Annotated in this window: 39 protein-coding genes; 34 read left to right on the forward strand and 5 right to left on the reverse strand. The window is 47.8% G+C overall.

Translation table 11 applies throughout. The features are described 5' to 3' along the window. Window positions 1–137: 137 nt before the first annotated feature. From QUB26_RS25685 to QUB26_RS25695, 3 genes are all read right to left on the reverse strand, one after another. Window positions 138–620, reverse strand: a complete 483-nt coding sequence (locus tag QUB26_RS25685) for a salt stress protein, Slr1339 family (RefSeq protein WP_333320283.1) — start codon at window positions 618–620, stop codon at window positions 138–140. Window positions 621–692: 72 nt separating this feature from the next. Continuing rightward, window positions 693–1,298 (reverse strand): VWA domain-containing protein, encoded by a 606-nt coding sequence (locus QUB26_RS25690; RefSeq protein WP_333057785.1) that lies wholly within the window; start codon window positions 1,296–1,298, stop codon window positions 693–695. A gap of 118 nt (window positions 1,299–1,416) precedes the next feature. After that, window positions 1,417–1,893 (reverse strand): NAD(P)H-quinone oxidoreductase subunit N, encoded by a 477-nt coding sequence (locus QUB26_RS25695; protein ID WP_333239162.1) that lies wholly within the window; start codon window positions 1,891–1,893, stop codon window positions 1,417–1,419. Window positions 1,894–2,324: 431 nt separating this feature from the next. Between QUB26_RS25695 and rplC the strand changes: the two genes are divergently transcribed. From rplC to prfA, 31 genes are all read left to right on the forward strand, one after another. Continuing rightward, the gene (gene rplC, locus QUB26_RS25700; RefSeq protein ID WP_190657996.1) at window positions 2,325–2,960 is read left to right on the forward strand and encodes a 50S ribosomal protein L3; all 636 of its coding nucleotides are present in this window, start codon (window positions 2,325–2,327) and stop codon (window positions 2,958–2,960) included. 190 nt (window positions 2,961–3,150) lie between these two features. Continuing rightward, on the forward strand, window positions 3,151–3,783 hold the full coding sequence (rplD, locus tag QUB26_RS25705; protein ID WP_190657994.1) for a 50S ribosomal protein L4: 633 nt from the start codon (window positions 3,151–3,153) through the stop codon (window positions 3,781–3,783). Then, entirely contained in the window at window positions 3,776–4,084 is a 309-nt protein-coding gene (locus QUB26_RS25710; RefSeq protein ID WP_006634999.1) for a 50S ribosomal protein L23, read from the forward strand. Before rplD ends, QUB26_RS25710 begins: the two co-directional genes overlap by 8 nt. A 175-nt stretch (window positions 4,085–4,259) precedes the next feature. Then, window positions 4,260–5,123, forward strand: coding sequence for a 50S ribosomal protein L2 (gene rplB / locus QUB26_RS25715; protein ID WP_333045754.1), 864 nt, complete (start codon window positions 4,260–4,262; stop codon window positions 5,121–5,123). Window positions 5,124–5,236: 113 nt separating this feature from the next. Further along, window positions 5,237–5,518: a 30S ribosomal protein S19 gene (gene rpsS, locus QUB26_RS25720; RefSeq protein ID WP_041623488.1), complete on the forward strand. Its 282-nt coding sequence runs from the start codon at window positions 5,237–5,239 to the stop codon at window positions 5,516–5,518. A 97-nt stretch (window positions 5,519–5,615) separates the two neighbouring features. Further along, entirely contained in the window at window positions 5,616–5,975 is a 360-nt protein-coding gene (gene rplV, locus QUB26_RS25725) for a 50S ribosomal protein L22 (protein ID WP_333160378.1), read from the forward strand. Between the two features lie 114 nt (window positions 5,976–6,089). Then, window positions 6,090–6,818: a 30S ribosomal protein S3 gene (rpsC, locus tag QUB26_RS25730; protein ID WP_242719701.1), complete on the forward strand. Its 729-nt coding sequence runs from the start codon at window positions 6,090–6,092 to the stop codon at window positions 6,816–6,818. A 115-nt stretch (window positions 6,819–6,933) separates the two neighbouring features. Next, entirely contained in the window at window positions 6,934–7,353 is a 420-nt protein-coding gene (gene rplP, locus QUB26_RS25735; protein ID WP_333057788.1) for a 50S ribosomal protein L16, read from the forward strand. 160 nt (window positions 7,354–7,513) lie between these two features. Further along, window positions 7,514–7,795 carry a 50S ribosomal protein L29 gene (gene rpmC / locus QUB26_RS25740; protein ID WP_333239166.1) on the forward strand — a complete coding sequence of 94 codons (282 nt, stop codon included), beginning with the start codon at window positions 7,514–7,516 and terminating at the stop codon, window positions 7,793–7,795. 68 nt (window positions 7,796–7,863) lie between these two features. Further along, on the forward strand, window positions 7,864–8,112 hold the full coding sequence (rpsQ, locus tag QUB26_RS25745) for a 30S ribosomal protein S17 (RefSeq protein ID WP_006634992.1): 249 nt from the start codon (window positions 7,864–7,866) through the stop codon (window positions 8,110–8,112). A 116-nt stretch (window positions 8,113–8,228) separates the two neighbouring features. Next, a complete protein-coding gene (gene rplN / locus QUB26_RS25750) occupies window positions 8,229–8,597 on the forward strand; it encodes a 50S ribosomal protein L14 (protein WP_006634991.1) in 369 nt (122 codons plus the stop codon). A gap of 1 nt (window position 8,598) precedes the next feature. Beyond that, window positions 8,599–8,961: a 50S ribosomal protein L24 gene (gene rplX / locus QUB26_RS25755; RefSeq protein ID WP_242719707.1), complete on the forward strand. Its 363-nt coding sequence runs from the start codon at window positions 8,599–8,601 to the stop codon at window positions 8,959–8,961. 142 nt (window positions 8,962–9,103) lie between these two features. Then, window positions 9,104–9,649 carry a 50S ribosomal protein L5 gene (gene rplE, locus QUB26_RS25760; protein ID WP_006634989.1) on the forward strand — a complete coding sequence of 182 codons (546 nt, stop codon included), beginning with the start codon at window positions 9,104–9,106 and terminating at the stop codon, window positions 9,647–9,649. A gap of 22 nt (window positions 9,650–9,671) precedes the next feature. Continuing rightward, window positions 9,672–10,076 carry a 30S ribosomal protein S8 gene (rpsH, locus tag QUB26_RS25765; RefSeq protein WP_332978141.1) on the forward strand — a complete coding sequence of 135 codons (405 nt, stop codon included), beginning with the start codon at window positions 9,672–9,674 and terminating at the stop codon, window positions 10,074–10,076. Window positions 10,077–10,199: 123 nt separating this feature from the next. Then, window positions 10,200–10,748, forward strand: coding sequence for a 50S ribosomal protein L6 (gene rplF / locus QUB26_RS25770; RefSeq protein WP_333057791.1), 549 nt, complete (start codon window positions 10,200–10,202; stop codon window positions 10,746–10,748). Window positions 10,749–10,750: 2 nt separating this feature from the next. Further along, entirely contained in the window at window positions 10,751–11,113 is a 363-nt protein-coding gene (gene rplR, locus QUB26_RS25775) for a 50S ribosomal protein L18 (protein ID WP_333101803.1), read from the forward strand. 162 nt (window positions 11,114–11,275) lie between these two features. Beyond that, window positions 11,276–11,827, forward strand: a complete 552-nt coding sequence (gene rpsE, locus QUB26_RS25780) for a 30S ribosomal protein S5 (RefSeq protein WP_333239169.1) — start codon at window positions 11,276–11,278, stop codon at window positions 11,825–11,827. 146 nt (window positions 11,828–11,973) lie between these two features. Then, window positions 11,974–12,420, forward strand: coding sequence for a 50S ribosomal protein L15 (rplO, locus tag QUB26_RS25785; RefSeq protein ID WP_006634984.1), 447 nt, complete (start codon window positions 11,974–11,976; stop codon window positions 12,418–12,420). 102 nt (window positions 12,421–12,522) lie between these two features. After that, complete coding sequence (gene secY, locus QUB26_RS25790) at window positions 12,523–13,827, forward strand: preprotein translocase subunit SecY (protein ID WP_333057793.1); 1,305 nt, start codon at window positions 12,523–12,525, stop codon at window positions 13,825–13,827. Between the two features lie 5 nt (window positions 13,828–13,832). Continuing rightward, window positions 13,833–14,417 carry an adenylate kinase gene (locus QUB26_RS25795; protein WP_333209323.1) on the forward strand — a complete coding sequence of 195 codons (585 nt, stop codon included), beginning with the start codon at window positions 13,833–13,835 and terminating at the stop codon, window positions 14,415–14,417. A gap of 293 nt (window positions 14,418–14,710) precedes the next feature. Beyond that, complete coding sequence (gene infA, locus QUB26_RS25800) at window positions 14,711–14,935, forward strand: translation initiation factor IF-1 (RefSeq protein WP_006276978.1); 225 nt, start codon at window positions 14,711–14,713, stop codon at window positions 14,933–14,935. Between the two features lie 368 nt (window positions 14,936–15,303). After that, window positions 15,304–15,417 carry a 50S ribosomal protein L36 gene (gene rpmJ, locus QUB26_RS25805; protein WP_015178722.1) on the forward strand — a complete coding sequence of 38 codons (114 nt, stop codon included), beginning with the start codon at window positions 15,304–15,306 and terminating at the stop codon, window positions 15,415–15,417. Between the two features lie 83 nt (window positions 15,418–15,500). After that, window positions 15,501–15,884, forward strand: a complete 384-nt coding sequence (gene rpsM / locus QUB26_RS25810; protein WP_006634981.1) for a 30S ribosomal protein S13 — start codon at window positions 15,501–15,503, stop codon at window positions 15,882–15,884. A gap of 84 nt (window positions 15,885–15,968) precedes the next feature. Continuing rightward, window positions 15,969–16,367 carry a 30S ribosomal protein S11 gene (gene rpsK, locus QUB26_RS25815; protein WP_332978136.1) on the forward strand — a complete coding sequence of 133 codons (399 nt, stop codon included), beginning with the start codon at window positions 15,969–15,971 and terminating at the stop codon, window positions 16,365–16,367. Between the two features lie 174 nt (window positions 16,368–16,541). Next, on the forward strand, window positions 16,542–17,486 hold the full coding sequence (locus QUB26_RS25820) for a DNA-directed RNA polymerase subunit alpha (RefSeq protein ID WP_333057810.1): 945 nt from the start codon (window positions 16,542–16,544) through the stop codon (window positions 17,484–17,486). A 125-nt stretch (window positions 17,487–17,611) separates the two neighbouring features. Continuing rightward, a complete protein-coding gene (gene rplQ / locus QUB26_RS25825) occupies window positions 17,612–17,962 on the forward strand; it encodes a 50S ribosomal protein L17 (RefSeq protein ID WP_006634978.1) in 351 nt (116 codons plus the stop codon). A gap of 29 nt (window positions 17,963–17,991) precedes the next feature. Then, window positions 17,992–18,834 carry a tRNA pseudouridine(38-40) synthase TruA gene (truA, locus tag QUB26_RS25830; RefSeq protein WP_333239171.1) on the forward strand — a complete coding sequence of 281 codons (843 nt, stop codon included), beginning with the start codon at window positions 17,992–17,994 and terminating at the stop codon, window positions 18,832–18,834. A gap of 139 nt (window positions 18,835–18,973) precedes the next feature. Then, the gene (gene rplM / locus QUB26_RS25835) at window positions 18,974–19,429 is read left to right on the forward strand and encodes a 50S ribosomal protein L13 (RefSeq protein WP_015178725.1); all 456 of its coding nucleotides are present in this window, start codon (window positions 18,974–18,976) and stop codon (window positions 19,427–19,429) included. Beyond that, on the forward strand, window positions 19,429–19,842 hold the full coding sequence (gene rpsI, locus QUB26_RS25840; protein ID WP_194067224.1) for a 30S ribosomal protein S9: 414 nt from the start codon (window positions 19,429–19,431) through the stop codon (window positions 19,840–19,842). Before rplM ends, rpsI begins: the two co-directional genes overlap by 1 nt. 197 nt (window positions 19,843–20,039) lie before the next feature. Continuing rightward, window positions 20,040–20,348: a 50S ribosomal protein L31 gene (gene rpmE, locus QUB26_RS25845; protein WP_333057796.1), complete on the forward strand. Its 309-nt coding sequence runs from the start codon at window positions 20,040–20,042 to the stop codon at window positions 20,346–20,348. A 346-nt stretch (window positions 20,349–20,694) separates the two neighbouring features. Beyond that, a complete protein-coding gene (gene prfA / locus QUB26_RS25850; RefSeq protein WP_333239173.1) occupies window positions 20,695–21,789 on the forward strand; it encodes a peptide chain release factor 1 in 1,095 nt (364 codons plus the stop codon). Window positions 21,790–21,804: 15 nt separating this feature from the next. Here prfA and QUB26_RS25855 read toward each other — a convergent pair whose 3' ends face one another. Next, the gene (locus tag QUB26_RS25855) at window positions 21,805–22,221 is read right to left on the reverse strand and encodes a hypothetical protein (RefSeq protein ID WP_333320285.1); all 417 of its coding nucleotides are present in this window, start codon (window positions 22,219–22,221) and stop codon (window positions 21,805–21,807) included. Window positions 22,222–22,356: 135 nt separating this feature from the next. On the opposite strand from QUB26_RS25855, the gene QUB26_RS25860 reads away from it, so the two are divergent. Together QUB26_RS25860 and QUB26_RS25865 are read left to right on the forward strand one after the other, a co-directional pair. Next, entirely contained in the window at window positions 22,357–22,713 is a 357-nt protein-coding gene (locus tag QUB26_RS25860; RefSeq protein WP_333092052.1) for a helix-turn-helix domain-containing protein, read from the forward strand. A 149-nt stretch (window positions 22,714–22,862) separates the two neighbouring features. Further along, window positions 22,863–23,231 (forward strand): helix-turn-helix transcriptional regulator, encoded by a 369-nt coding sequence (locus QUB26_RS25865; protein WP_333239177.1) that lies wholly within the window; start codon window positions 22,863–22,865, stop codon window positions 23,229–23,231. Window positions 23,232–23,464: 233 nt separating this feature from the next. Here QUB26_RS25865 and QUB26_RS25870 read toward each other — a convergent pair whose 3' ends face one another. Further along, window positions 23,465–24,283, reverse strand: coding sequence for a pentapeptide repeat-containing protein (locus QUB26_RS25870; protein ID WP_333320287.1), 819 nt, complete (start codon window positions 24,281–24,283; stop codon window positions 23,465–23,467). Between the two features lie 288 nt (window positions 24,284–24,571). On the opposite strand from QUB26_RS25870, the gene QUB26_RS25875 reads away from it, so the two are divergent. Further along, window positions 24,572–25,207, forward strand: coding sequence for a hypothetical protein (locus QUB26_RS25875; RefSeq protein ID WP_333320289.1), 636 nt, complete (start codon window positions 24,572–24,574; stop codon window positions 25,205–25,207). Window positions 25,208–25,511 lie beyond the last annotated feature (304 nt).

Below are 25,511 nucleotides of genomic sequence, written 5' to 3' on the forward strand. Positions count from 1 at the left end.
GTTATTTTTTCTTGTGGGATGGGCATCTTGCCCGTCCAATAAATTTATGAAAAGGACTTTTGCAAGAGGTCTATTTTGGAATGATAGTTTAACAGTAAATCCTCAACCGTCAACCGCCAACCGCCAACAATCAACATTCAATCAAACTCATTCACAGCTTGCAAATAGTCGATCGCCGCATCTATCCTCGAAGAATACTTAAAAGCAAACTGATCGAACCAATATCCCTCATCGGAATTCTTATCCAACTTTTTCAGCCAAACCTGAGCTTGCCTAACTTTCTGTCTGTGCGTTTGTACCTCCAACTGCCCCGCGACTTTTTCTGCTGGCTGCGGTTCCAGTGAAGCGACTGCCTGAGCTTGATTTTGCGCTTCGTGCTCAGCCTTAAGCGGTTCCACTGAAGCGACTTCCTGAGCTTTATTTTGCGATTCGTACTCAGCCTTAATTTGAGCTAAATCCCGATCCAAAGGACTAGCATACAAATTTATATCGGATGTTTTTAATGTTGGATTTGACGGCGTTTGTGCTTGCACCGGCGCCTGACTTTTCAACTCAGCAATTTTTTGAGATGCTTGATACTCTGCCTTAAGTTCACCTAACAGGCGCTCGATCGATTCCATAACTTAAACCCCCTAAAAAATCCTGCTGGGCTAACTGGCCCCTATACAATCACGGAAACTTCGCCCGCCTCCTTAATCAGTTATTGCATTCAGCAATACCTCTGTCAGGGTCATTCCTTCAATATCATCCATCGTGACAGTATCAACGATATCGAATTTAGCCCCAGCGCTTTGCAGTTCGTCATCCAATATTTTGAGAAACTTAGTAGCTTCCGGCGCATTCCCTACTTGAATGAAAGAAATCGCCAACTCTTCATCTCGATCGAGCTTCCGAGAAGCCTCTATAATCGTTTTCATCACTTCTTTGCGATCGTCCGGTTCCCCGTCCGTCACCACTAATATTGTTTCCCCATTTTGCTTGGTCTTACCGGATGCTTTGCGCTGAAAATAACTGTTCAGAGCGTCTTGCAGAACAGCAGCTAAATTCGTAGTTCCCGAAGGTTCGTTTTCTTGGAAAATTTGCACGACTTTAGCTGATGTTACGTTGTCATAGCGCTTGAAGCGACCGGAAAACACATAAACTGTTATGCCATCAGGATCAAGTTCTTCGCATTTATTCGCCAATGCGATCGTCGATTCTTGCATGAGCGCCCACCGACTTTTACCGCCCATCTGGTCTTTTGTGTACATACTGCCACTTTTGTCAATGATGATGGTATAATCGCGGTTCTGAAGCATAAGATTTTTCCTGTTAATTAAGTTTTTCCCAAAAATATCAAAACCAGCGAGCAGAAGCTGTTGAGCTTTAGTTGCTCGCTGCGTTTTTTAGTTGATTTGCGATCGCAAATACCGGAATTTAAGCTGCAACTAAAGCATCTTTAAGTGGCTTCCAGCTAAAAGCTCGATCGCCCCCCATCTCAACTGCTATTTTAACTCGCGGTTCTAACGTCGGCAAAACAGTCAAATACTCAATCTCCTGACTCGACAAAATTTGCCCTTCAATAATCCACAGCACCAATCCTTTTGCTTTCGGTGGCAAATTGTCTAATTGAGTTTTCAACATCGGCGGCACGTAGTATGTATAACCAACTGCCCCTTCGTTGCCAGTAGTTTTCTTGCCTAAATGCGGCGGTCGTACCCCGTGAACCCCCGTTAAATACATCGCCAAATCGCCCAAACCCCGCGCCGTAATCGTGTACCCACCGTAGCCCGCAGCCCTCAGCCTGCGGAGGTAGCGCCCCTCAAATCCTCCTTCTAAAGGAACGTACAGGGCCAGCGACCCCGACTTTTCCAAATCCCGAATCAGATCAGATCCCGTCGTAATCAGTCCCATAAATTTGTGTTTCCTGCTGTATCAAAATTTGGTCGATCGCTGCTTGCGAGCTGGAAATATTATAAATCCTAAAGTTGAGGCGAAAAATTCTCATCGCGGCCTTGACAAACGGCAAACACTTCATGTACTATTGTGAATTGTCGCCGTAAAGGATACTGAGTGGTTTGCTGCTCAAGTCCTGGCGCAAACAAGCAAGACCGAGACAAAACTCGGAGATCTAGCAGGTAAAAAGCCGCGAATCTCAACCCTTGCAAGACTTCCACAAGCTCGCTCCCAAATTTAAAACTCAAATTTTAAACACCGAGGAAGGCTGTTGGTTGATAACAGTTAATTGCAGGAACACTGAAATAAATGTTTCTGCACAAGAGCAAGCGGATTGACGTAAATTTCGCAATCCGAAACCTCTTGCGTAAATAAAAGGAAGAAAATCCGTGTCTGTAGGCATTCTTGGCACTAAACTAGGCATGACTCAAGTGTTTGACGACCAAGGGAGAGCCATCCCCGTCACCGTCATACAAGCAGGGCCTTGTACAGTAACTCAAATCAAAACAAAACAAACTGACGGCTACGGTGCCGTTCAAGTTGGCTACAACGAAGTTAAACCAAAGGCTCTCAACAAGCCAGAACTAGGACACCTTGCCAAGTCGGGGGCGAATCCATTGCGCCACTTGCAGGAATACCGCTTGGAAGACACCAGTTCATTTGAATTAGGTCAACAACTAAAAGCAGATACCTTTACACCGGGACAAATAGTAGATGTCATCGGTACCAGCATCGGTAAAGGTTTTGCAGGTTTTCAAAAGCGCCACAACTTTAAACGAGGCCCCATGTCTCACGGTTCCAAGAACCACCGCGAGCCTGGATCGATCGGACCTGGAACTACTCCTGGTCGCGTTTATCCTGGGAAAAGAATGGCAGGACGTATGGGCAACGTTCAAGTCACCGTCCGCAAACTAACAATTGTCCGGGTGGATACAGAGCAGAATTTGCTGCTAATTAAGGGAGCAGTTCCCGGCAAAGCTGGCGCCTTAGTCAATGTTGTGCCTGAGAAAAAAGTAGGACGTTAGTCAGTAGTCATTAGTCAGTAGTCAGCAGTCAGTAGATAGTGGTTGGTCGTTAGTAGCAAGCAATAACTAAGAACTAAAAGCTGAAAACTAAGAACCCAAAACTAAGACCTGAAAACAGACAACAGACGACAGACAACAGACAACAGACAACTAACAACAGACAACTAACAACAGACAAAGGACAAAAGATATGGTTAATTGTGTAGTGCGAAATTGGCAAGGCGAAGAAGTTGGAGAAACAACTTTAGAACTGCGCGTAGCCAAAGAAGAAAATGCGTCTCACATCGTTCACAGAGCATTGACGCGGCAACTAAATAACGCCCGTCAAGGAAATGCTTGCACCAAAACTCGATCGGAAGTCAGAGGCGGTGGCCGCAAACCCTGGCGTCAAAAAGGCACCGGCCGAGCCAGAGCAGGTTCAATCCGTTCTCCGCTGTGGCGGGGCGGCGGTGTCATCTTCGGGCCAAAACCGAGAGACTTTGAAGTCAAAATGAACAAAAAGGAACGCCGTCTCGCTTTGCGGACAGCATTCCAAAGTCGCACCGAAGACATCATTGTGGTTGAAGAATTTGCAGAGCAATTTCCGAGACCGAAAAGCAAAGAATTGCTGAGTGCGATCGCCCGCTGGGGTATCGAACCCGATACAAAAGTTCTGTTAATCTTGCCAGAACCGCAACCAAACGTCTACTTATCCGGACGCAACATCGAATTAGTAAACGTCATCTTGGCAACCTCCCTGAATGTTTACGACGTTCTCGCGGCTGACAAAATTATCGTCACATCTACAGCCATAGCTAAAATTCAGGAGATTTACGGTGAGTAAAATCGACCCCCGCGACTACGCAGATTTGATCCAGCGTCCGATTCTCACCGAGAAAGCTACCCGAATGATGGAATTAAATCAATTCACATTCGACGTAGCTCCCAAAGCGACGAAGCCTCAAATCAAAGCTGCAATCGAAGAACTATTTAAGGTCAAAGTCATCGGCGTCAACACCCAAAACCCGCCGCGCAAAAAGCGTCGAGTTGGCAAATTCGTCGGCTTTAAACCTTGTTACAAGCGAGCAACCGTAACTCTGACCGACGGAGACTCGATCCGCAAACTCCTATTCCCAGAAGTCTAGACGATTTTGGATTTTAGATTTTAGATTTTAGATTTTAAATTGCGGTTAACTGGTGAAAATTCTCGAACCAGAAAACTCGTAAGTTAACCAAATATCGCCAATCTTCAACCTAAAATCTAAAATCGATAAACGTCAAATCCAAAATCCAAAATCCAAAATCTAAAATAGATCGATTATGGGCATCCGTTCTTACCGACCTTATACCTCCAGCACCCGAGAACAAACCGTCTCGGACTTTGCTGAAATTACCAGATCAGAGCCAGAAAAGTCTCTAACCAGCAACAAGCACACCAAACAAGGCCGCAACAACCGAGGCGTCATCACCTGTCGCCACCGGGGAGGCGGTCACAAACGGCTGTATAGAGACATCGACTTCCGCCGCGACAAACACAGCATTCCCGCTACCGTCAAGGCGATCGAATATGACCCCAATCGCAACGCCCGCATCGCCCTCGTGTTCTACAAAGACGGCGAAAAACGGTACATCCTGCACCCGCTCAACTTAAACGTCGGTACAGTAATTGTCTCAGGCCCAGACGCGCCGATCGAAATCGGTAACGCCCTCCCCCTGAAGAACATTCCCCTCGGTACAAGCATCCACAACGTCGAGCTAGTACCCGGAAAAGGCGGACAAATCGTTCGCTCCGCCGGCTCCAGCGCTCAGCTAATGGCAAAAGAAGGTAGCTACGTCACCCTCAAACTGCCATCCGGCGAACAGCGCAAAGTCCGCGCCGACTGCTACGCCACCATCGGTCAAGTCGGCAACACCGACGCCAGAAACATCAGCCTGGGTAAAGCCGGCCGCACCCGCTGGAAAGGTCGCAGACCCACCGTTCGCGGTAGCGTCATGAACCCGGTAGACCACCCGCACGGCGGTGGCGAAGGCAGAGCTCCCATCGGACGTCCGGGGCCTGTCACTCCTTGGGGTAAACCAGCATTGGGTGCAAAAACTCGACGCAAAAACAAGCGCAGCGACGCTTTAATAGTCCGGCGCCGCCGCAAAGCTTCCAAACGCGGCAAGGGCGGCAGACAAAGCTAGTCATCAGTCAGCAGTCTTCAGTGCTTAGTTATTAACTGCTAACTAATGACTGAGGACTGATGACCAATGACTGCTGAAAGCTGACTAATGACTCCTGAATTACTAAAAAAATCATGTCTCGATCGCTAAAAAAAGGCCCGTTTGTCGCAGATCATCTGATGACAAAAATCGAAAAGCTCAACGCCGCCGGCCAAAAACAAGTAATTAAAACTTGGTCGCGCTCTTCCACAATCCTGCCCCAAATGGTAGGTCACACGATCGCCGTTCACAACGGCAGACAGCACGTACCAGTCTACCTCACCGACCAAATGGTAGGTCACAAACTCGGAGAATTTTCCCCCACTCGCACCTTTAGAGGTCACGCGAAAAGTGGTGATAAAAAGGCAAAAAGATAGCCGAATTAGGTGACAGGTAATAGGTAATCGGACAAACTTTTTCCCAATTACCAATTACCTTTTTCCCAATTACCAATTACCAATTACCCAAATCGAAATGGTTATAGATACCACATCCGAAATTAAGGCGATCGCCCGTTACATCCGGACATCCCCCTTCAAAGTGCGCCGAGTCCTCGACCAAATTCGCGGCAAAAGCTACCAAGAAGCGCTGATTTTACTGGAATTCATGCCCTACCGCGCCTGCGAACCAATCGTCAAAGTTTTGCGATCGGCAGTAGCCAACGCCGAACACAACGCAGGATTGGATAAATCCAAGCTCGTAGTGTCTCAAGCTTACGCAGACCAAGGCCCAGTCCTCAAACGCTTTAGACCCCGCGCTCAAGGTCGCGCCTACCAAATCCGCAAGCCAACCTGTCACATTACCGTAGTAGTAGCTCCGCTCCTAGAAAACTAAACCAGGGAAAAACGTAATAGGTAATAAACAGCTTAAAGTTGAAAAAAATGGGTAATCACCAATTACCAATTACCAATTACCAATTACCAATTACCAATTAACTCATCAACTATTATGGGCCAAAAAATACATCCAATTGGTTTTCGCCTCGGCATTACCCAAGAGCACCGCTCTCGCTGGTTTGCCGATCCCAAAAACTATCCAGAACTCTTGCAAGAAGACTATAAAATTCGCAAGTACGTTCGTAAAACCCTCAGCAATGCTGGGATTTCCTCGGTCAGAATTGAGCGGAAAGCCGATCAAATCGACCTAGAAGTGTTCACCGCCAGACCAGGCGTTGTCGTAGGCCGCGGCGGAGCAGGCATCGAAACCTTGCGCGTCGGTTTGCAGCAGCAACTCGGTAGCAACCGCCAAATCCGCATCAACGTCGTCGAAGTCCAGCGAGTAGATGCCGATGCCACATTGATCGCAGAATACATCGCTCAGCAACTAGAACGGCGCGTATCCTTCCGCCGAGTAGTCCGCCAAGCAATCACCCGCGCCCAAAAAGTAGGCATCCAAGGCATCAAAATTCAAGTCAGCGGACGCCTCAACGGCGCAGAAATTGCCCGTACCGAATGGACGCGCGAAGGAAGAGTCCCCTTGCACACGCTGCGGGCAGACATCGACTACTCCTACTGCACTGCTCAAACCATCTACGGTATTCTGGGCATTAAAGTTTGGGTTTTCAAAGGCGAAATTATTCCCGGACAGGAACAAGAGGCTGCACCAAATGCAGCAGTGCCCCGCACCAAACAAAAGCGCCGTCGCCAGAACTTTGAAGATCGATCGAACGAAGGCTAGCTAATTGTTAACTGTTAGTTGTCACTTGTTAATTGTCAGTTGTTCCAAACCAATTAGCAATTAGCAATCACCAATTACCAATTACCAATTACCAATTACCCAACTCCCTTTCGCCATGTTAAGCCCTAAAAGAACCAAATTCCGCAAACAACAGCGCGGGCGAATGAGCGGTGTTGCCACCCGCGGCAACACAGTTAGCTTTGGCGACTTCGCGCTCCAAGCCGTCGAACCCGCCTGGATCACTTCCCGCCAAATAGAAGCCGGACGGCGCGCCATGACCCGCTATATCCGTCGGGGTGGCAAAATCTGGATTCGCATTTTTCCCGACAAACCAGTCACCCAGCGCGCAGCAGAAACCCGGATGGGTTCTGGTAAAGGCTCACCTGAGTTTTGGGTTGCCGTGGTCAAACCGGGCCGGGTAATGTTTGAAATTGGCGGCGTAAGTGAAGAAACTGCCCGCGAAGCAATGCGTTTGGCATCTTTCAAATTACCAATTAAAACCAAGTTCATCACTCGCGAAGAAGACCAGTCATAGCGAAGAGCGAAGGTAGAATTAGGTCTGTATTAATCAGCATTTTAAACGGCTACAGCATTTTAAAATCTGGCTTTCATAACTTTTCTTTCCTTCGACCTTCAGCCAAGCGAGACAATTCTGTCTTCTGTCATACCGCTCGCTAACGATAAAGCACACAATTATGTCTTTGACCAAGATTAAAGAAGCTAGAGAATTAAGCGATGCCGCAGTAGCAGAGCAAATTTTAGCCGTCAAGCGCCAACTAATGGAATTGCGGCTCCAGCAAGCTACCGGCCGCATGGAAAAGCCTCACCTGTTCAAGCACGCCAAACACCGGCTAGCTCAATTGATGACAGTTGAACGCGAGCGCCAAATCCTTGCTGAGAAAGAAGCGGAAGCAAAATCAGCCCCAGCTAAAGAAACAGCAGATTCTGCTCCCAGCCCAGAAGTCAGCCCAGAGTGAGCAGCAGCCTAGCCTCGGCTCGCACAGTAGCTAAAAACAAGTCAATTGCACAACAAAAATAGGTAGCTATGGCAATTAAAGAACGAGTTGGCGTAGTAGTCAGCGACAAGATGGATAAAACCGTCGTGGTAGCAATCGAAAACCGCTCCTCCCACACCAAATACGGCAAAATCGTAGTCCGCACCAAGCGGTACAAAGCTCACGACGAAGAAAATCAGTGCAAATCCGGCGATCGCGTCCGCATCACTGAAACTCGCCCACTGAGCAAAACCAAACGTTGGACGGTTGCTGAGATTTTTGGGACAAAAAACGGCTAAGAGTTAATTGCGATCTCGCGCTCGCCCGATCGGTACTTGATTAATCAATTAGCCGTCAACAGTCAACAGTTAACAGTCAACAGTTAACAGTCAACAGTTAACAGTCAACAATCACCATGATTCAACCCCAGACATACCTCAATGTCGCCGACAATAGCGGAGCCCGCAAACTGATGTGCATCCGCGTATTGGGAGGCGGCAACCGTCGCTACGGCGGAGTCGGCGATGTCATCATTGCCGTCGTCAAAGACGCCATCCCCAATATGGCCGTCAAAAAATCAGATGTCGTTCGGGCTGTCATTGTCAGAACCCGCAAAGGTTTGCGCCGCGACAGTGGCATGAGCATTCGTTTTGACGATAACGCCGCCGTTATTATCAACGTAGACGGCAACCCCAAAGGCACTCGCGTCTTCGGCCCCGTCGCCCGCGAATTGCGCGACAAAAACTTTACTAAAATCGTTTCCTTAGCCCCGGAGGTACTTTAAAATGTACGGAAAAAAGGGTAAACCAACTAGCGAGCCGCAGCGCTACAGAATGCACGTCAAAGCAGGCGACACCGTGCAAATAATTACTGGCAAAGAGAAAGGAAAAGTCGGAGAAATCTTAAAGACATATCCTAAAGTCAGCAAAGTAATTGTTAAAGGTGTAAACATCAGAACAAAGCACGTCAAGCCCCAGCAAGAGGGAGAGTCCGGGAAAATACTCACGTTTGAGGCTCCCATTCACAGCTCCAATGTCATGCACTATTCCGAAAAAGAAAAAATAGCTAGCCGCGTTTGCTATACATTTAGCGAAGACGGTCGGAAACTGCGACAGCTCAAAAAAACTGGAGAAATCATCGATCAATAGTGATTTGTTATCAGTCATCGGTCATTAGTCCGCCTTCTGACAAGTGACTTTTCAACTCATCGCTAACAGCTAACATCGGTGGGACGGACAATCGACAAATTCCCTGACCAAGCCCAGGGACAGTTAACGAAACACAAAAACTATGCCGGACAAACTCAAAGTTCTTTATCAAGGAAAAATCGTTCCCACACTGATGGATCAGTTTAAATATACTAATATCCATCAGGTTCCTAAACTCGTCAAAGTCACAGTGAACCGCGGTTTGGGAGAAGCATCTCAAAACGCTAAGGCACTGGATTCGTCGATCAACGAAATTGGCATCATCACCGGTCAAAAACCAGTGGTGACGCGGGCGAAAAAAGCGATCGCAGGCTTCAAAATCCGCAAAGGAGTACCCGTCGGCGTTATGGTGACGCTGCGCGGCGATCGGATGTACGATTTTCTCGATCGGCTGATCAACCTCGCACTTCCCCGCATCCGCGACTTCCGCGGCATCAGCCCCAAAAGCTTCGACGGGCGCGGCAACTACAGCTTGGGTCTGAGAGAACAGCTAATTTTTCCAGAAATAGAATATGACCGCATCGATCAAATTCGAGGCATGGACATTTCAATTATCACCACAGCAAACACCGACGAAGAAGGACGCGCCTTGCTTAAAGAAATGGGAATGCCGTTCCGGGACAACTAAGCACTAGAGTAAGAAGCAAAAGATGGCAGCTAACGATACCATAGCAGATATGTTGACGCGCATTCGCAATTCTTGCATGGCGCGCCACCAAACAACGCAAATTCCAGCTACAAAAATGACCCGCAGCATCGCCCAAGTCCTCAAAAGTGAAGGCTTTATCAGCGAATTTGAAGAAGCAGAACCAGAAGGGATCAAGCGACATTTAGTGCTTTCTCTAAAGTACAAAGGTAAAACTCGCAAGCCCATTATCACGGCACTTAAGCGAGTCAGCAAACCAGGACTGCGCGTTTACTCGAACCGTAAAGAATTGCCCAGAGTATTAGGCGGAATTGGCATTGCCATTATTTCTACCTCCAGCGGCATTATGACGGATAGAGAAGCTCGACGCCAAGGTTTGGGCGGTGAAGTGCTTTGTTATGTTTGGTAGTCATTAGTCATTAGTCATTAGTCACTGGTCGTTGGCAACAGACTCAAAAATCAATCACTAAGGACTAATAACTAAGCACTAATAATCAAGGACTAATAACTAAAAACAAAGGACCAAAAAACTATGTCGCGAATTGGCAAGCGTCCGATTAGCATCCCCACGAAAGTCACCGTCACCCTAGACGGTCAAAAAGTAGCCGTCAAAGGCCCTAAAGGTGAACTTTCCCGAGTTATCCCAGCCGAAATCCTCATGGGAATTGAAGGCGAGACTTTACTCGTTACCCGCCGAGACGAATCTCGCGTCGCCAGACAACTGCACGGCTTGTGCCGCACCCTCGTCGCCAACATGGTCGAAGGTGTATCAGAAGGTTTTCAGCGGCGTCTCGAAATTATCGGCACAGGTTATCGGGCACAGGTTCAAGGACGGAACCTGATTTTAAACGTCGGTTACAGCAAACCCGTTGAAATGCCCCCTCCAGAAGGCATCACAATGGCAGTTGAAGGCAACACCAACGTCATTGTCTCCGGCATTGACAAAGAACTCGTAGGCAATACAGCAGCCCGCATCCGCGCGGTGCGTCCGCCCGAAGTCTACAAGGGCAAAGGCATTCGCTACAGCGGCGAAGTCGTCCGGCGCAAAGCTGGTAAAACAGGCAAAACAGGTAAGAAGTAACAATGAAGCTTACTCGCAAAGAATCAGTCCAGCGCAGACACCGCCGTGTTCGGCGCAAGGTGTTCGGCACCTCCGAACGTCCCAGACTAGCGGTATTTCGCTCAGATCAGCACATCTACGCTCAAGTAATCGACGACACCGCCCAGCACACTTTGGCCGCCGCGTCAACCCTCGATCCCGAATTGAAGTCAACTCTCAGTTCTGGCGGCAACTGTTCCGCGAGCGTGCAAGTCGGTCAGTTGATTGCCAAACGCTGTTCCAGCGCTGGCATAGTCAAAGTCGTATTCGATCGCGGGGGCAACCTCTATCACGGTCGTGTCAAAGCCCTCGCAGAAGCAGCTCGCGAAGCGGGGTTAGACTTCTAGAGGGGGTAATGGGTAGCGGGTAATGAGTAATTAAAAAGTAAAAAGTCAAAAGTTGAAAGTTAAAAGGCAAAATCCAGATTTCTTCTATTTTTACTTTTTACTCAAACAATTACCACTTGCCGATCGCCTTTCACCAATTACTAATTCCCACAGGACAAAACTATGGCAGAACAAAAAGAACAGCGCAACAAGAAAAAAAGCAGCAGCAGCAACAACAAAGGGCGCGAAAAAGAATCCGAATGGCAAGAACGGGTTGTTCAGATTCGGCGCGTTACCAAAGTAGTCAAAGGTGGTAAAAAACTCAGCTTCCGCGCCATAGTCATTATCGGCAACGAACGCGGTCAAGTAGGAGTAGGAGTCGGCAAAGCTAGCGACGTAATCGGTGCCGTTAAAAAAGGCGTCGCTGACGGCAAAAAGCACCTAATTGAAGTCCCCCTCACCAAATCTAACTCCATCCCTCACCCCATCAACGGTGACGGTGGCGGAGCTAAAGTGATGATGCGGCCGGCCGCTCCAGGAACCGGGGTAATTGCAGGGGGAGCAGTGCGAACTGTTCTCGAACTAGCAGGAGTCCGCAATATCTTAGCCAAACAGCTAGGTTCTGGAAATCCCTTAAACAACGCCCGAGCCGCAGTCAATGCCCTCTCCACCCTCCGCACCTTGTCCGAAGTTGCTCAAGAGCGCGGAATTCCAGTAGAAAATCTCTACGGTTAGGGCACGCGAGAATGGGAAACTGTAAGTTTTGAGTGTTAAGTGCTTGCGGTGAAAATAAAAAAATCCGCAACTTAAAACTCACGCACTCAAAACTACTGCGTACCCCCTCTCTAAATACCAATTACCAATTACCAATTACTAAAACTATGAGATTGCAAGACGCCCGACCCAAAGCAGGCTCCCAAAAGCGCCCCCGACGCTTGGGCAGAGGTATTTCTGCCGGTCAAGGCGCGAGCTCCGGCAAAGGGATGCGCGGTCAAAAATCTAGAGCCGGTAGCGGCACTAGACCCGGTTTTGAAGGAGGTCAAAATCCTCTCTACCGCCGTCTCCCCAAGTTGAAAAGCTTCCCTCTAGTGAACCGGAAAGAGTACACTACCATTAATGTAAGTAAATTAGCATCGCTGCCAGCAAACACCGAAGTTACTCTCACCTCTCTGATCCAAGCAAAAATTGTCACCACAGACGACGGGCCGCTGAAAATCTTAGGAGATGGCGAACTGAATGTACCTTTGCAAGTGCGCGCCTCGGCTTTTACCGCAGGTGCTCGCACCAAAATTGAAGCTGCAGGCGGAAGTTGCGAATTAGTTGCGTGAAGATTTGAGGTTTGAGAGTCTGTCCAAATCTCAAATCCTCAAGCTTGCTATCAGAAAATGATTTAGTCGAAAATCCCAAATCTAAAATCCAAAATCGTAACTATGGACGTTAGTAGAGAGAAAGCGCCAACTGCACAAGAGACGTTCATGCAGATGGCTCAAGCTGCTGGTTTGCGAGGCCGCATCCTCGTAACCGTTGGCTTACTGATTTTAGTACGCCTGGGTGTCCACTTGCCAGTCCCCGGCATCGATCGAGTCGCCTTTGCCCAAAACGTCCAAAATAGCCCTTTAATTGGCTTTCTGGATTTGTTCTCAGGAGGCGGCTTGTCAGCGTTGGGGATTTTCGCGTTGGGGATTTTGCCCTACATTAATGCTTCAATTATTGTGCAACTTCTAACTGCGGCTCTGCCAAGCTTAGAAGACTTGCAAAAAAATGAAGGGGAAGCGGGGCGGCGCAAGATTTCTCAAATTACTCGCTACGTTTCATTGGGCTGGGCAATTCTGCAAAGTATTGGCATTGCGATTTGGGTCAGCCCTTTTGCTCAATCTCCAGCGCCTTTATTCATAGCAGAAACTGCTTTGGCTCTGACAGCCGGCTCAATGTTTGTGATGTGGATATCGGAAGTGGTGACGGAACGAGGTATCGGGAACGGAGCTTCCTTGTTGATTTTTATCAATATTGTGTCGGTATTGCCACGCTCTTTGGGACAAACTTTTGAATTGGCTCAAAGTGGGGACACGCAAGTTGTCGGCCGCGTAGTCGTTCTACTGCTGGTCTTTTTGGTGACGATTGTCGGGATTGTTTTTGTTCAGGAAGGTACTCGCCGCATTCCGATTATCTCTGCCCGGCGCCAAGTCGGCCGCAAAGTTTATCGGGAGAGCCGGAGTTATCTGCCCCTGCGCTTGAATCAAGGCGGAGTGATGCCGATTATTTTTGCATCTTCGGTGTTGATTGTGCCTTCTTTCCTCGCTCAGTCTCTCAATAACCCGTTTTTGGTTCAAGTTGCTAATGTTTTGAGTCCGAACGGCCCAGCCCCTTGGGCTTACGCGCTGTTTTATCTGACTTTGATTCTATTCTTCAGCTATTTCTACGCTTCGTTGATTGTCAACCCCGTAGATATGTCTCAGAACTTGAAGAAAATGGGCGCTAGCATTCCGGGAATTCGTCCGGGTCAGAAAACGAGTGATTATGTGGAGAAGGTTTTGAACCGTTTGACTTTCTTGGGAGCGATTTTTCTAGGTCTGGTGGCCATTGTACCAACTGCTGTAGAAAGCGCGATCGGAGTGCAAACTTTTAGAGGTTTTGGCGCAACTTCCCTACTGATTCTAGTAGGTGTCGCGATCGAAACTGCTAAGCAAATTCAAACTTACGTCATCTCCCAGAGATATGAAGGAATGGTGAAGTAATCGTAATGCAATTTATTTTCATGGGGCCTCCAGGGGCGGGAAAGGGAACTCAGGCTCAGATATTAGGCGCTCTCTGGAAAATACCCCACATTTCTACCGGCGAAATCCTGCGCGCCTGCGTGGTGGCGAAAACTGCCTTGGGTCTAAAGGCGCAAGCCTACATGGACAGGGGTGAGTTGGTTCCCGACCAATTGCTGATGGATATCGTGCAGGAACGCTTGAATGAACCGGACGCTAATGCGGGCTGGATTCTCGACGGCTTTCCCCGCACTGTTACCCAGGCAACTTTTTTAGACAAACTGCTGCACGAGCTTAGCGGTGCCGAGGGGAGTACATCGAACCCAAAATGTGGTCTCAAAGCTGTTAATCTCGACGTTCCTGACGACATTTTGGTGTCTCGCCTGCTGTCGCGGGGCCGGCAGGATGACAATGAGGAGACGATCCGCCGTCGGTTGCAAGTTTATCGCGAGCAAACTGAGCCTTTGATTGATTTTTACAGCGGCCGTCAACAGTTAGTTGCGGTTGATGGCGATCGAGCAATGGAATTAGTCACCGCAGAACTGCAACAATCTCTCTCGATCGACTCTTGAACCCTCTCAATACAGCTTGTTACTCACAAGCTTTTGCTAAGATATGTTAACTAGGAGCTTTTTGTGCTATCAGGTTTTGTGAGGGTTGCTAGAGACCGGATTGAACTCGATACTAATTGCCACAACTTTACTCAAGTAAAGCTAAAACAAGCGGTTGGTTGAGTATTAAAGTCGATCGAGGCGCCCTAATTATTGCCCCCCGTTCCCGTTTGACTCCTTCCAGTAAATAGGTTTTGAGGCCAACGCCGGGACACTCCTAGTTAATCAAATGTAGAGTTGAGGTAAATACCAAATTGTCTAAGCAAGATTTAATTGAAATGGAAGGGACAGTGACGGAATCCCTGCCCAATGCGATGTTTCGCGTTGACCTAGATAATGGGTTTAACGTGCTGGCTCACATTTCCGGCAAGATCCGCCGCAACTACATCAAAATTCTGCCTGGCGATCGCGTCAAAGTCGAATTGACTCCCTATGACTTGACCAAAGGCAGGATTACATATCGCCTTCGGAAAAAATAGGCTTAGATAAAACTTTCTAAAAACTAATTCTAAGTTTAATTTAGAGAGAATTTGGTAAAAAGCTTCAAATTTATGCTATAATGCTACGTTTGTAGTGTTGCCGAGAAGGGCGTCAACAACCTACCGGTGTATCGGGTTAAGTCATTGTTACACCGTAAAAACATCGCTCGCCACCACTCTGGCGCAGGCGAACTTTACCCAGCAATGGGAGTGGGTGCAAGCGGGCTCCTTCATGAAACAACCCGCACTTTATACAATTTAATCGAGGAGAGGTCTACACCTTGCCCAGCCTCTCCTCCCACCGCTCTACGGGCAGTCCCAGCGTGCCTGTTCTCCGCTAGAGCGGGGTTCTCCAGGCAGGAAGAAAGATGAAAGTTCGAGCATCTGTCAAAAAAATTTGTGAGAAATGTCGCGTCATCCGCCGTCGCGGTCGAGTGATGGTGATATGCACTAACCCGAAACACAAACAACGCCAAGGTTAGAAAAAAAGAAGATTGGGCACTGCACGCAGGTGCATCCTAATTGAACATTGTAGCCAAACAGGAAAACTAGGGAGAGAAAAAGTGTGGCACGGATTGCCGGGGTAGACCTTCCACGCGATAAGCGCGTCGAAATAGGTCTGACATACATTTACGGAATAGGCTTGTCGCGAGCCCAAAAAATTATCGCTGCAACAGGCGTAAATCCTGACACTCGCGTCAAGGATTTAACAGAGGCCGACGTGACAGCTCTGCGGGCTCATGTAGAAACAACATACCAAATCGAAGGAGACCTCCGGCGCTGGGAGTCAATGAACATCAAGCGCCTGATGGACATCGGAACTTATCGCGGTCGGCGTCACCGTTTGGGTCTGCCGGTGCGGGGACAACGAACCCGTACCAACGCCAGAACCCGTCGTGGCGTCCGCCGAACAGTTGCGGGCAAGAAAAAGGCACCTTCCAAGAAGTAACATCTTTTTGGGAAAAATACGCTGGGGGCTGCTGGCTCCTAGCGCTTCGGGACATTAGTTGAGAGAAACGTTAAAGAGACTAATATGGCGCGACCACAAACAGGCAAGAAATCTGGTGCAAAAAAGCAGAAACGGAATGTACCCAATGGGGTAGGCTACATCCAGTCTACCTTTAACAACACGATTGTAACTATTACCGACCTCAACGGCGAAGTGATATCCTGGGCATCGGCAGGTTCCAGCGGTTTTAAAGGAGCTAAAAAGGGAACTCCCTTTGCCGCTCAAACAGCAGCAGAAAGTGCTGCCCGCAGAGCCAACGACCAAGGAATGCGCCAAATAGAAGTAATGGTGAGCGGGCCTGGAGCAGGTAGAGAAACTGCAATCCGGGCGCTGCAAGGGGCGGGACTGGAAATCACCCTGATTAGAGATGTTACCCCAATTCCTCACAACGGCTGTCGCCCTCCCAAGCGGCGTAGAGTCTAAAACGATTTGAGATTTTAGATTTTAGATTTTGGATAATGGCTAACTGCTTAAAGTCACAAACTAATGGTTCTAACTGTTGCCCCGTCCATCCAAAATCCGAAATCCGTTCAGGGGTATGCTCTGCAATCTAAAATCCAAAATCAAAAATCCAAAGTGGAAAAGGGAGGTCACTCCGTGGCGCAGTTTCAAATTGAATGTATAGAGTCTAACACTGACAAAGACCGCAGTCAGTACGGAAAATTTGTCCTGGAACCGCTCGATCGCGGTCAAGGAACAACTGTTGGGAATGCGCTTCGGCGAGTTTTGCTGTCAAATTTGGAAGGAACAGCAGTAACTTCAGTCCGAATCGCGGGCGTCAATCACGAGTTTGCCACGATCGAAGGGGTACGTGAGGATGTTCTAGAAATTCTCCTGAACATGAAAGAGGTCGTCCTCAAAACTCATTCTCAGCAGCCCCAAATCGGCAGGTTGCGGATTGAGGGGCCTGTCACAGTTACGGCCGATCGATTCGATTTGCCCTCAGAGGTGGAATTGATCGATCGTTCCCAGTACATTGCAACTCTCTCCCCAGGCTCAGTTCTGGAAATGGAATTCAGAATTGAAAAAGGCATCGGATACCGAGCAGTAGACCGCAGTCGCGATGATGGGTCGGCTTTGGATTTTCTCCAAATTGACGCCATCTTTATGCCGATTCGCAGAGTCAACTACAGCGTTGAAGATGCTAGGGTAGGCGGTACTGTCGAGAAAGACCGGCTGATTATGGAAATCTGGACTGATGGCAGCGTGACTCCTCAAGAAGCTTTGAGTCAATCTGCCAACATCCTGGTAGATTTATTTTCACCTCTCAAAGACATCACCCAAGATTCTCTCAAACCAGAGTATCCAGGTGAAGCCGATCCTACTAGCCAAATTCCGATCGAAGAATTGCAGTTGTCCGTCCGGGCTTACAACTGTCTCAAGCGGGCTCAGATCAACTCAGTCGCAGACTTATTGGATTATACCCAAGAAGACTTGCTCGAGATCAAGAACTTCGGGCAGAAGTCTGCTGAAGAAGTGATTGAAGCTTTACAAAAACGCTTGGGCATTACCTTGCCACAGGAAAAATCAGCTAAAAGTTAATCAACGGGTAACGGGTAAAAAAGTTCTGAATTTTAAGTAGGTGAGTTTTTAAGTTAAAGAAATCACCGCTCAAAACTCGCGGACTATCCCGGCACCCAATTACCAATTACCAATTACCAACTGCCATGCGTCACCGCTGTCGCGTTCCCCAACTCAGCAAACCGGCTGACCAGCGCCGCGCCCTACTGCGCTCGCTGACCACCGAATTAATCCGCCACGGTAAAATCACTACCACTCTCGCCCGCGCCAAAGCGCTGCGCTCAGAGGCGGACAGGATGATTACCCTGGCCAAAGATGGCTCCTTAGCCTCTCGCCGCCAAGCTATGGGCTATATCTACGATAAACAGTTAGTACACGCCCTGTTTGAGGCTGCCCAAGAACGGTACGGCTCGCGCAACGGCGGCTACACCCGCGTAGTGCGAACTGTCCCCCGTCAAGGAGACAATTCCGAAATGGCGATCGTTGAACTGGTTTAATTCCATTTTGGGTTGGAGATTTGTGATTTATGACTGACAATCCAAACTCCCCAATCGAAAATCCCCAATCGATACAGCGCGTTGCTCTAGTAATCCAATACCTCGGCACTAACTTTCACGGTTGGCAGCGACAGCCGAACCAGCGTACAGTACAAGAAGAAATTGAAACAGCAATATCGACTGTTCTGGAACGCCCGGTAACGCTGCACGCTGCTGGGAGAACCGATGCGGGAGTTCACGCCGCTGCTCAAGTAGCGCATTTTGATGCCCACGGCCCAATTCCGGCTCACCGCTGGGCAAGCGTTCTCAACTCTCGACTGGCAAAAGATATTTTAATTCGAGCTTCGGCAAAGGTGGAACCTACCTGGCACGCTCGGTTCTCAGCCAGTTGGCGGCGCTATCGCTACACCCTTTATACAGACCCGACCCCTAATTTGTTTGTGCGTCCTTTTGCTTGGCACTGCTATCACGCTCCTGTGGATGAATCTTTGATTCAGACAGCATTGACACCGCTCATCGGGCGGCATCACCTGGCTGCTTTCCACCGCGCGGGTTCTGCCCGCCCCCATTCCTGGGTGGACGTGCAAGCTGCCGAGTGTCAGCGTTCTGGGCCTCTTATCTATATAGAGGTTCAGGCGAGCGGGTTTCTGTACGGGATGATGCGGCTGCTGGTGGGGTTGCTGGTGCAGGTGGGTCGCGGGGAAAGGCCGATCGACAATTTCACCGATATCTGGGTCAACGAACGCCGAGAAATGGTAAAATATGCCGCTCCCGCTCAAGGTTTGTGCCTGCTGCGGGTTGGCTATTCAGAATTTCCCTTTCCCCCAGAGGTCTGGTACGACACCCAGCCAAAATTAGTCATTAGTCATTAGTCATTAGTCATTAGTCATTAGTCATTAGGTAACTACTAATAAAAAACTAAGGACAACTAACAATTAAAAACTGACAACTGACAACTGACAACTGACAACTAACAACAGTTAACAGTTAACAGACAACTAACAACAAACAATGAACAAAACTTACGTCCCTACTCAAGACTCCCTAGAGCACAAGTGGTACGTGGTCGATGCCGCTGACCAGCGGCTGGGCCGTCTGGCAACAGAAGTTGCCATGTACCTCCGGGGGAAACACAAACCGACTTACACTCCTTCTATGGATACCGGCGACTTCGTAATTGTCATCAATGCGGACAAAATCGCTGTTACTGGCAAAAAACGCACCCAGAAAATCTACCGCCGCCATTCTGGAAGACCGGGCGGGATGAAAACAGAAACTTTTGCCAAATTGCAAGCACGTTTACCCGAAAGAATTGTCGAAGAAGCTATACGAGGAATGCTGCCTCACACTTCTCTGGGCAGACAACTGTTTACTAAACTCAAGGTGTACGCTGGCCCCAACCACCCGCACCAAGCTCAAAAACCAGAAGAATTAATTGTTCACACGATTCCGGGAGGAAATGAGTAATGCAAGCAACAGATACATCGGGTCGCGCTGTGTACTGGGGTACCGGCCGCCGCAAGTGTTCCGTAGCGCGGGTGCGCTTGGTTCCCGGCACTGGCATACTGACTGTCAATGGTAAAGAGGGGGATTTGTACCTGCAATTCAATCCTACTTATTTGGCTCTGGCTAAGGCCCCTCTGGAAACTTTGGGTCTGGAAAATGAGTACGACATTTTGGTAAAAGTCGAAGGCGGTGGCTTGACAGGTCAGGCTGACTCGATTCGCTTGGGTGTCGCTAGAGCACTTTGTCAATTAGACCCGGACAACCGCAAGCCTCTGAAGACTGAGGGCTATTTGACTCGCGACCCGCGGGCAAAAGAACGGAAAAAGTACGGTTTGCGGAAAGCTCGCAAAGCTCCTCAATACTCGAAGCGGTAATCCAGGGAAGAAGGAAGAGGGAAGAAGGAAGAAGGCAAAATTATCCAGATTCTATCTTCCTTTTTTTTTTCAAGTCTATTTCCTACGATCGATCGCTGGTTCCAACAGATATAAGGCAAAATTCGTGCTGTTGTTGGTGTACAAGTCCTTCGGCAGCTAAAATGGTTGTAAAGTCAAAAATTAGAGAGTAAAAAACAATGGCAAAAGAAGGCATTCACCCTGAGTGGTATCCCGAATCTCAGGTTTATTGCAACGGCGAACTTGTGATGACTGTGGGATCAACTAGACCAAAGCTTCAAGTTGATGTCTGGTCGGGAAATCATCCTTTCTATACTGGCACTCAGAAGATTATTGATACTGAAGGTCGTGTGGAGCGCTTTATGCGGAAATACGGCATGACCGAGGTAGAAATGCCAAAGGCAGATGCTTCCTCTGGACCGCTGAAAATGGAAGATCCGAAAGCAGATGCTGCTAAGGCGGCTGGTAAAGGCAAAAAGAAGAAGTAGCCGGATTGTCATTTGTCCGCAGTTTGTTGAGAGTAGTTCTTTCTACTGGCAACTTACCGCCCTCGGATTTTAGATTTTAGATTGAAGACTTCGCTAGGCAGGCAGTTGAGTTCTATCGCGTAGAGTTTGATCGACATTCTATCCTAACTGCTCTTGAGTTCTAAAATCTAAAATCTAAAATCTAAAATCTAAAATCGATCCGCCCTCGGATAGGAGAGTTTAGATTGAAGACTTCGCTATGCAGGCAGTTGAGTTCTATCGAGATTCTATCCCGACTGTTCTTCAAATCTAAAATCTAAAATCTAAAATCTAAAATCTAAAATCGATTGACAAAGGACAACTGACAATGGCTGAATCTTATTTGCTGGATAAATTGAAGTCGGTAGAGCAAACTTTTAATGAGTTGACTCGCCGCATGGCTGACCCGGATGTGGCTAGGGACAATCAAGAGTTTCAACGGGTAGCGAAAGCTCGATCGTCCTTGGAGGAAGTGGTCGATACTTTTGCTCTGTGGAAAACCACTCAGGAAGATTTGGTGGGCGCGCGACAGGTTCTCAAGGAAGCCGCGGGCGATCGAGATATGCAAGAAATGGCTGCGCTGGAAGTTCAGGAACTTGAGGCGAACCTGGAGAATTTGGAAAGTCGTTTGAAGGTTTTGCTGCTCCCCCGCGACCCGAACGATGACAAGAATATTATGCTGGAAATTCGGGCGGGTACTGGCGGAGATGAGGCTAGTATTTGGGCTGGAGATTTGCTGCGGCTGTATTCGCGCTACGCTCAAACTCAAGGCTGGCAGGTGAAGTTGGTGAGCGAGTCGCTGGCGGAAATGGGCGGCTTTAAAGAGGTGATTCTGGAAATTACAGGCGACAGCGTTTACAGCAAGCTGAAATTTGAGGCTGGGGTACACCGGGTGCAGCGGGTGCCTGTGACTGAGGCTGGCGGCCGGGTGCATACTTCGACGGCGACGGTGGCTGTGATGCCGGAGGTTGATGATGTGGAGATTCACATCGATCCGAAGGATATTGAGATGAGTACGGCTCGATCGGGCGGCGCTGGCGGCCAAAACGTGAACAAGGTGGAAACTGCTGCGGATTTGTTTCACAAGCCGACGGGAATTCGGATTTTCTGTACTGAGGAGCGCAGTCAGTTGCAGAATAAGGAGCGGGCGATGCAAATTTTGCGGGCTAAGCTCTATGAGATGAAGTTGCGGGAACAGCAGGATGAGGTGAAGTCGCGGCGTTTGGCTCAGGTTGGTACTGGTTCGCGATCGGAGAAGATTCGCACCTACAACTATAAGGACAATCGGGCTACCGACCACCGTTTGGGGGAAAATTTCTCGCTCAATAGTGTTTTGGAAGGGGATATTGAGGGGATTATTCAAACTTGCATTTCTCAGGATCAGCAGGAACGTTTGGCTGAGTTGGCTGCTTCTACTAATTGATGGAGTGATGGGGGGCTAGGCGCATTGTTTGCTCAGCCTCAGTTCCCTTGTTACGCGGGAGATATGGTTGAGTAGGGCTTCCCAAATTGCATCGGCGCTTTGGACAGGATACTTGAAATGTTCGAGGTCGTATTGTACAATGACTTCTAGGGGTGCTAGGATTTGCTGGTTTCGACAACCGGCAATTGCTGCGATCGCCTCTTGTTCCCATCTGGCAAATAGTCTGTAGCTGAAAAAGGAACTGCATTTTTGTCCTTTCTGGTTCAGGTAAACCACTATTACTTGATGTTGTTTGGGGTAAACTTTGACTATGCGGTTGACGGGCATTCTCAGAGCTTCGGCTGCTTCTATTTTGGAGATTTGCCAGCGCTGGGGTTTTAGCCAACCGGAGGCTGTAAGGCTTTGACGTGTATTGCGTGTCTTGCGAGTCATTTTACTGCCCCTGATTGGCTACAAATACAATTATGATTTCAAAACTATTTACAGTTTAACTGGTAAACTTTTTGCTGTCAAGCAAGAAAGACAGATTCTTTGGTAGATAAGTAAACTAGGAGTTGTGTTGATCTGGTGACTAATACTGTGGACGCAGAAGCTAGGAAGAAACTGAGCGAAGTTGTTAAGCTAGCCCGTGGCGACCTGAGTTTTAGCGCTTTTGGTAGGCTATTGGGAGTCTCTGGGTCTGCTGTTCAGTATTGGGAAAAGGGCCAGGTACTCCCGGATACGAAAAATTTGACTCAGATTGCGGCAAAAGCGGGCTTTACAATGGAAGAGTTGATGGCTCATCTCGAAGGTAAGCCAATGCCGGAACCTGTCAATACCAACGAGCTGCTTAAGAAAATTCAATGTATGCCGATTAGTGAGTTGGCAGTGATTGGTAGAGCTGTGATGGATAGGCTCGCTGCTGCTGCTGAGTCTTCTGGGTAAGGACAGTAGATGGCGAGCTATTTAAGGTGTTATTAAAATCATAGTTGTTACTGATTGGTATAGTTGTCATGGTAGCAGCGATAAGTTTTCTTGTCAATAACAAGTGGAAAAATCATAAATTGAGAAGTAAACTTGTTAAGGGTGGTTAAGTGGTAACTGCGATTGTGGATGCTGAAGGTAAGAGAAAACTGATCGAGATTGTTAAGTTAGCGCGTGGCGACCTCAGCCAGCGAGCTTTTGGCAAGCTTTTGGGCGTGTCATCGACTGCTGTACAGTTGTGGGAAAAAGGCCAGAGCATCCCGGATACGGAAAATTTGACTCAGATTGCTATTAGAGCTGGTTTCACGCTAGAAGAACTCATAGGTCATCTGGACGGGAAGCCGATGCGGGAACCGATGGATACAAACGATATGCTTAAAAAAATTCAATGTATGCCGATCGCAGATTTGGCGGTAATTGTCCGAGCGGGCGTGGAGCGGCTGGCTAATGCTGCTGAGTCTTCCGGGAAATATAGCTAAGCGGTGTTTGTGCGATCGCCCTTAAAAATTTCCACCACTCGTGCATATCACAAATCGAGTAATTTGTCAAGGTTAAATCTACTTTGTTACGGAGTGCGATCGCCCTTATGGACTTACCCACTCCGACAAAGAAACCGGGTTTTTTACCTAATCTGTCGGTGACAACGCGTCTTTTCGTAAAAAACCCGGTTTCTGGGCCCTATACGATCGCCCTTATGAAAAAAGCACTCGCCCTATCCCTGACTCAATATGTCTAAAAATTCTCGGACAATGCGATCGGGTTCTTCTGTGCATCTGTTAGCGTCGCAGTAGTGGATGATGCTGATTCCGTGAGATGCAAACACGCGATCGCGCGTTTCATCTTTTTCTGTGTCGGGATGCCATATTTCCAGAATTCCCCATTTGCCTTGGTGGAATATGAGGAAATCTGGTTCTTGGTTTTGTCTACCTGCGGGTGTTGTGAGGCGGGCTTTGGAGTTGGGGAAAAAGAGGGTGTTTGTGCGATCGAGCGCTTCGGCTATTTTTACTTGTTCTTGGCTGTGAAAGCGCAAATCATTCCAGTAATAAATTAGTTCTTCTGATTGAGACTCAATTCCTTCGTTGTTTCCCTTTTCATCCTCTATCTTTTCATCGCCTAAATTTGATTCTGTCTTATCAGGATTGATTGCATTGTCTAAATTAGCGGGAGATGAATTTGCTCCGTTTAAGTTATTTGCAAAGCATAGTATTGAGCCACTTAAGTCTGCTCCAGTCAGGTTAATTCCCATTAACTGATTTCGCTGTGAGTTCACTTGATGTCGCCGCAAGTATCCATTTACTACTGACTTTAGGTTATTTCTTTTAACATTATCATCAAAAGCTTTTGAGAGTAACTTCCATAATTTTCCAGCAATATACTTGATGTATTCATCATCATAACTGTAGATTTGAGCAATTTCTTTATAAGACTGTCGTCCTTCCCAACATTGTCTGAAGATTAGCTCTTGCACGTCGTTCAACCGTTTGCCATCTAGAACTGTTTCCACGAGCGCTAGAGCTTCATCAGCAGTCATGGGTCAATTCTCCTTAAAAATATTTATTTTTCTATATCCTAGCACTGGCAGAAATATATTATCACTTTTGATCGCTTTTGATCCCTTTTAATCGCTGTTCAAGCTGAGGCATAGTCGCTATAGTAGAGAAACGCTTAGCCCAATTGCGATCGCGCTGAACTTAACAGATGCTATAAAAAAGCCTCTAAGTCTTACATAGTATGGTATGGAGGATATTACCCTCCCTCATTAAACCATATTTACACAAATAGGAATTTTCCAATTTCCAACAAAAGTAGAGCGACATTTATGGATGAAATAGGTGATTTTTTTAATGAATGTACAGCAGCTATCACAGAAATGGTAGTTGTTGTTACTGGTGCATTGGGTTTGGTTGACAATACTCTCGATCATTACCCTTCAGAACAACCATGTGAGCGGGCCTGGGGTGAAGAATCTGATTTTCTGAGTTGCAGAGAAGAAGACAATTGGAAAGCCTACAATAACATAAAGGATATAGAAAGACCAGAGAACAAAAATGACGATAAGGGTTCCTTTTTTGGCTTATTTGGCGGTGGCGGAGATGATGATGAATCAGATTCTGGATACAACTATGAGCCTGCGTCATCTGTAGAGGAATCATCTGGTGAATGGTCAATATTTGGATGGTCTGGATCTAGTGAAGATTGTAGGGTTGATACCACTACCGACTATGACTCCACTACCAACTATAACTCCAGTAGTGATTATGACAGTAGTTCTGACTCCAGTAGTGATTATAGCAGTGACTATGGCGGTGGTTCTGACTCCAGTAGTGATTATAGCAGTGACTATGGCGGTGGTTCTGACTCTGACGGCGGCGATGGAGGTAGTGACTATGGCGGCGGTAGTGACTCTGGTGGCGGTTCTGACTCTGGCGGTGGCGATGGAGGTAGCTGGTGGTAGGAGGGTGGCAAAACTTTCCTAAGTCAGTCAATAGCAGATTTATGAGCATCCCGCTTGAAAACACCGGGCGGGGTACTAGAGACACTGGCTAAAATCAATTGCTGTACTTAAGTTATTCCCATAACGAAAATCAGCGAGGAGATGAAACACAGAATGACTGGTGAACAAAATAATGAATTCATTGATATCATCGATCGAGCAACTACCTTTGAAGATGCTCTTTATACGTATCCGCTCAATAAGTAGGGGTAGCAGAGAAAAAAAGTAAGCAGAGTAAAAAAAGTGTTATAAAATAGGACACATG

Origin of the sequence: Microcoleus sp. B4-C1 (assembly GCF_036705285.1) — a bacterium.
Lineage (GTDB): Bacteria > Cyanobacteriota > Cyanobacteriia > Cyanobacteriales > Microcoleaceae > Microcoleus.